This is a genomic window from Arhodomonas sp. KWT, assembly GCF_010993615.1.
This window is the reverse complement of sequence record NZ_WNXE01000024.1, coordinates 13498-18693: the sequence shown is the minus strand read 5'-3', so window position 1 is coordinate 18693 and position 5196 is coordinate 13498. Positions and strand designations below refer to the sequence as shown.

The 5196-nt window shown below is 71.1% G+C and carries 5 protein-coding genes; all 5 read left to right on the top strand.

Annotated features, from left to right (window positions below):
• Positions 1-493: AsnC family transcriptional regulator (locus tag G7A99_RS06705; protein WP_240466144.1), on the top strand; the 493-nt coding region annotated here is incomplete at its 5' end.
• Positions 490-1044, top strand: a complete 555-nt coding sequence (locus G7A99_RS06700; RefSeq protein WP_163139273.1) for an AsnC family transcriptional regulator — start codon at positions 490-492, stop codon at positions 1042-1044. The genes G7A99_RS06705 and G7A99_RS06700, both read left to right, overlap by 4 nt.
• Positions 1032-2198 carry a heme d1 biosynthesis radical SAM protein NirJ gene (gene nirJ / locus G7A99_RS06695; protein ID WP_163139272.1) on the top strand — a complete coding sequence of 389 codons (1167 nt, stop codon included), beginning with the start codon at positions 1032-1034 and terminating at the stop codon, positions 2196-2198. Before G7A99_RS06700 ends, nirJ begins: the two co-directional genes overlap by 13 nt.
• A complete protein-coding gene (cobA, locus tag G7A99_RS06690; RefSeq protein WP_163139271.1) occupies positions 2195-3385 on the top strand; it encodes a uroporphyrinogen-III C-methyltransferase in 1191 nt (396 codons plus the stop codon). Before nirJ ends, cobA begins: the two co-directional genes overlap by 4 nt.
• A 153-nt stretch (positions 3386-3538) precedes the next feature.
• Positions 3539-5173 carry a nitrite reductase gene (locus tag G7A99_RS06685; RefSeq protein ID WP_163139270.1) on the top strand — a complete coding sequence of 545 codons (1635 nt, stop codon included), beginning with the start codon at positions 3539-3541 and terminating at the stop codon, positions 5171-5173.
• The last annotated feature ends 23 nt before the right edge of the window (positions 5174-5196 follow it).

The window sequence follows — 5196 nt, the reverse complement described above, 5'->3', positions numbered from 1 at the left end:
ACGCACCGGCGCCGGCCGGCGCCGGGGCGGTGGCGTCATGAGTGGCGAACTGGACGCCGTGGACCGGCGCATCGTCAACGTCCTGCAGGGCGGCCTGCCCCTGAGTCCGACACCGTATTCCGAGGCCGCCGGGACCGTGGGCATCGCCGAGGCGGAGCTGCTCGACCGTCTCCGGCGCCTGCTCGACGACGGTTATCTCTCCCGCGTCGGCCCGCTCTTCGACGCCGGCGCCCTCGGCGGCGCCGTGACCCTGGCCGCCATGGCGGTGCCGCCGGTGCGCCTGGACGTGGTCGCGGCGCAGGTGAACGCCCACCCGGAGGTGGCCCACAACTACGAGCGCGACCACCGGCTCAACCTGTGGTTCGTGATCGCCGTGCTGGACGCCGAGCGCCTGGCAGCGGTGGCCGGCGAGATCGAGGCGGAGACCGGCCTGTGCGTCCACCTCATGCCCAAGCGCGCCGAATACTACCTCGGCCTGAGGGTGACGGCATGACCCGGGGCGGGGACGGGCACAGCCCGGACGCGCTGGACCGGCGCATCATCGCCGCGACCCAGCACGGCCTGCCCCTGTGTCCGCGCCCCTACGCCGAGGTCGCCGCCCGCGTCGGCACGGACGAGGACGAGGTCATCCGCCGGCTCGCGGCCATGCAGGCCGGCGGTGGAATCCGGCGCATCGCCGCGGTGCCCCAGCACTACGCCCTGGGCCTGCGCTTCAATGCGATGACGGTCTGGGACGTCCCGGACACCGACGTCGACCGCCTCGGCCGGGACGTCGGCGCGCTGGAGGCCGTCAGCCACTGCTACGCCCGGCCGCGCCACCCGCCGCAGTGGCCGTACAACCTGTTCGCCATGGTCCACGGCCGCGACCGGGACAGCGTCGAGGCGCGGATCCGCGAGGTCGCGGCGGTGCTCGGCGACCACCCCCGTGCCTCGGCGGTGCTCTACAGCCGCCGTGTCCTCAAGAAGACCGGTCTGAGAATCCCGGAACCGGCGACGAACCCCGCAAGCGATCCGCCCCCAGGAGGCCGTCCATGTTCAGACTGACCCGCTATATCGAGGCCCTCCGCACCCCGGGCTCGGTCCCGCCGCCGGGGCGCCCGCCCGGGCCCGTGGTGATCTGGAACCTCATCCGGCGCTGCAACCTCGCGTGCAAGCACTGCTACGCGACCTCCGCGGACATCGATTTCGCCGGCGAGCTCTCCGGCGCGGAGATCGACACGGTGATGGACGACCTCCGCGCCTTCGGCGTGCCGGTGCTCATCCTCTCCGGCGGCGAGCCGCTGATGCACCCGGAGATCCACCGTATCGCCCGCCGTGCCCGGGACATGGGGTTCTTCGTCGGCCTCTCCACCAACGGCACGCTGATCGACGAGTCGAACGTCGCGACCATCGCGGAGACCGGGTTCGACTACGTCGGCATCAGCCTGGACGGCCTCGGCGAGACCCACGACCGCTTCCGCAAGCGCCGCGGCGCCTTCGACGAATCCGTGCACGCGCTGCGGCTGTGCCGGGATGCCGGCATCAAGGTGGGCGTGCGCTTCACCCTGGCCGAGGAGAACGCGCACGACCTGCCGGGGCTGCTGCAGCTCGTCGCCGACGAGGACATCGACAAGTTCTACCTCTCCCACCTCAACTACGCCGGCCGGGGCAACCGCAATCGCCGCGGCGACGCCGTCCACCGACGCACGCGCTGGGCGATGGATCTGCTGTTCCGGCACTGCCTCGCCGACCTCGCGGCCGGCCGGCGGCGGGACTACGTCACCGGCAACAACGACGCCGACGCCGTCTACCTCCTGCACTGGGCAGAGCGCCGTTTCCCGGCGGACGCGGTCGCCGGCCTGCGGCGGCTGCTCCGGGCCTGGGGCGGCAATGCCTCGGGCAGCGACGTCGCCAACATCGACAACCTCGGCAACGTCCACCCGGACACGTTCTGGTGGCAGCACAACCTCGGCAACGTCCGCGAGCGGCCGTTCTCCGCGATCTGGAGCGACGATAGCGAGCCCATGCTGGCTGCACTGCGCCGCCGGCCGCGACCGCTGGAGGGGCGCTGCGGTGCCTGCGCCCACCGCGACATCTGCGGCGGCAATACCCGCACCCGGGCGTGGCAGCTCACCGGCAACCTGTGGGCGGAGGACCCGGGCTGTTACCTGGACGACACGGAGATCGGCCTGCCGGCCGTCGAGGAGGCGCTGTCATGACCGGCATGCCGGCGACGCTGGAGCTCACCGGGCGGCGGGTACTCGTGGTGGGCGGCGGGGACGGCGCACGGCGGCTCGCCGCGTGGCTGGGGTGCCACGGGGCGCGGCTGCGCGTGGTTGCGGCGGATGTCCGCCCGGCCCTGCGCGAGGCCGCCATGGCCGGTGGTTGGGCGCTGTGCGAGCGGGCGTTCGCGCAGGGGGACCTCGACGGCTGTCACCTGGCGGTGGCGGCGTCCGATTGTGTCGATCTCAACCACCGGGTCGCCGCGGAGGCGGACCGGCGGGGCGTGCTGGTCCACGCGGTGGGCGCGCGCGAGCGGTCCTCACTGCACCTCGATATCGACGACGACGAGCCGGCCGCGCTGCAATGGCGCAAGGAACCCGGCGCCGGCCGGGCCTACCTCGTCGGGGCGGGGCCCGGGGACCCGAAGCTGCTCACCCTGCGGGCACGGGAGGTGCTGGGCCGCGCCGACGCCGTGCTCTACGACCGCCTCGCCGCGCCGGAGGTCATGGACCTCGTGCCGGCCCGGGCGCAGCGCGTCTACGTCGGCAAGGCGGCGAGCCACCATACCGTGCCGCAGTCGCGCATCAACGCCATGCTCGTGGACCTCGTCAGCCAGGGGCTCGAGGTGGTCCGGCTCAAGGGCGGAGACCCCTTCGTCTTCGGCCGCGGCGGCGAGGAGCTGGAGGCGCTGCAGGCCGCCGGCGTGTCCTTCGAGGTCGTCCCCGGCGTCACCGCGGCCCTCGGCTGCGCCGCCTATGCCGGTATGCCGCTGACCCACCGGGACCATGCCCGGCTGTGCACCTTCGTCACCGGTCACCTCCGGGACGGCTCCCTGGATCTGCCCTGGGAGGCCCTGGTGCAGCCGTCGCAGACCGTCGTCATCTATATGGGCCTGCACGGGCTGCCGCGGCTGTGCGAGGAGCTCATGCGGCGGGGGCTGGCGCCGGGGCATCCGGCGGCGGTGGTCCAGCGCGCGACCCTCACCGGCCAGCGGGTGGTCACCGGCTGCCTTCGGGACCTGGTGACGCGGGTGCGCGAGGCGCGGATCCAGCCGCCGAGCCTGGTTGTGCTCGGCGAGGTGGTGCGGCTGCGCGACCGGCTGGACTGGTTCACCGACTCGTTCGACGGGGCGGTGCCGGAAGGCGAAGCCGCGCCAGCTATCGAGGCGCTCCACGGGGGTTGATACCGCTCAAGGCGGGGAGCGCATTTCGCCTACAAAGTAGTAATTGGAATAAATATTCATAAGCGGCCGGCCGCCCGTCCGGGCGGCGCTCCGGCAGACAGGGGGCGGCCGTACCCGGAAGTCGTGTTGGAAGCCATTACAGGAGATACCACTATGTCATCCTCAGGCGTAAGAACCGCCGTGGGCACCGTGCTCGTGGCGCTCGCCGCCGCGTTCACGGCGGCCCCGGTGTTCGCCGGTTTCGACGCCAAACCCGCGGAGACCATCAACGGTCGCCCGGTGAAGGCCTTTGTCAGCTCCGAGTGCGGCGGCTGCCACAACCCCAAGCGTACGGGCGCCACCGGCCCGAACATCACCCAGCAGCGCCTGCGCGAGGGCATCGGCGACGGCGAGGGGGGCTTCAAGACCTCCAAGATCACCGGCCGGCCGCTGACGCCGTTCAATGAGCAGGCAATCTTCATGACCGTCAAGCACGGTCGCACCGGGACATCCATGCCCGCCTGGGGCACGGACTCCAATCCCATCGGCAAGGCGCTGTCCGACGCGGAGATCCGGGCGGTCACCGACTATCTCTGGAACAACGCCGCGCCCAAGCGCTTCTACTGGTCCCGGGAGAAGATGGAGGACTCCCTGGAGGTGCTCGTACCCAAGTCCGAGCAGCCGGCGGAGCCGACCCACGACCACCCGGTGGACAACCTCCTGCTCGCCACCGAGCGCGAATACTTCAGCGTGGCCGTGATCGACGGTGACAGCTTCGAGGTGGTCGCCCATCTCAAGGCCGGTGCCCGCGCCCACGGCTACACCTTCAGCCCTGACGGGCGCTACGCCTACAACCTCGGCCGCGACGGCTGGCTGTACAAGTACGACCTCTACAGCCTCAAGCCGGTGCGTCGCATCCGCCTCGGCCTGGATGCCCGCGGGATCGCGATCTCGGACGACGGGCGCTACATCATGACCGGCATGTACATCCCGACCCAGGCGGTGATGGTGGATGCCGACACCCTGGAGCCGGTGAAGGTGATCGACACCCACGGCGTCGCCGCGATCACCGGCGGCAAGGTGGATTCGCGCATCTGCTCGGTGAACGACGTCAAGCCGAGTGTCGGCCCGTACTTCCTGCTCGCGCTCAAGGAGGCGGGCCAGATCTGGCGGGTGAACTACGACAAGCCCGGCTTCCCGGTGAAGAAGGTGGGTAACGTCGGCAAGATCCTGCACGACGGCTTCCTGCGCCCGGACAACAAGGTCTTCTTCCTCGCCTCCCAGAACTCCAATCACGTCGCCGCCCTGGACGTGGAGACCATGGAGATCCTGGCCAAGATCGAGACCGGCACCAAGCCGCACCCGGGGCCGGGCGCGGTCTGGCGCGAGGACGGCGTGGAGTACGCGGCGACCCCGCACATCGGCGAGGGCAAGAACGTGATCTGGAACGACCATACCTTCGAGGTGGTCGGCGAGGTGCCCAGCGGCGGCCCGGGCCTGTTCGTGCGCGCCCGCGAGGACATGAAGTACGTGTGGTTCGACTCGGTCTTCCCGCCGGCGTCCAACGAGATCACCGTCCACGAGCGCAAGCCCCCGTTCAAGGTGGTCAAGCGCATCAACGAGGGCACGATGACCCTGCACCCGGAGCCGGACGCCGACGGCAGCCACGTGTTCGTCAGTGACTGGAAGGAGGGCGTGATCCGGGTCTACGACGACGAGACCCTGGAGAAGGTCGCCACCATCACGGACGTGCGCACGCCCACCGGGATCTTCTCGGTGTCGCGGGCACACCACCACGAGGGCCACTGAGGCCCCGGCGGGCGGGGCGCGGC

Excerpts from the sequence above, each read along its gene's own strand:
- G7A99_RS06700 (WP_163139273.1), top strand. The coding sequence starts at position 490 with ATGACCCGGGGCGGGGACGGGCACAGCCCGGACGCGCTGGACCGGCGC.
- nirJ (WP_163139272.1), top strand. The coding sequence starts at position 1,032 with ATGTTCAGACTGACCCGCTATATCGAGGCCCTCCGCACCCCGGGCTCG.
- cobA (WP_163139271.1), top strand. The coding sequence starts at position 2,195 with ATGACCGGCATGCCGGCGACGCTGGAGCTCACCGGGCGGCGGGTACTC.
- G7A99_RS06685 (WP_163139270.1), top strand. The coding sequence starts at position 3,539 with ATGTCATCCTCAGGCGTAAGAACCGCCGTGGGCACCGTGCTCGTGGCG.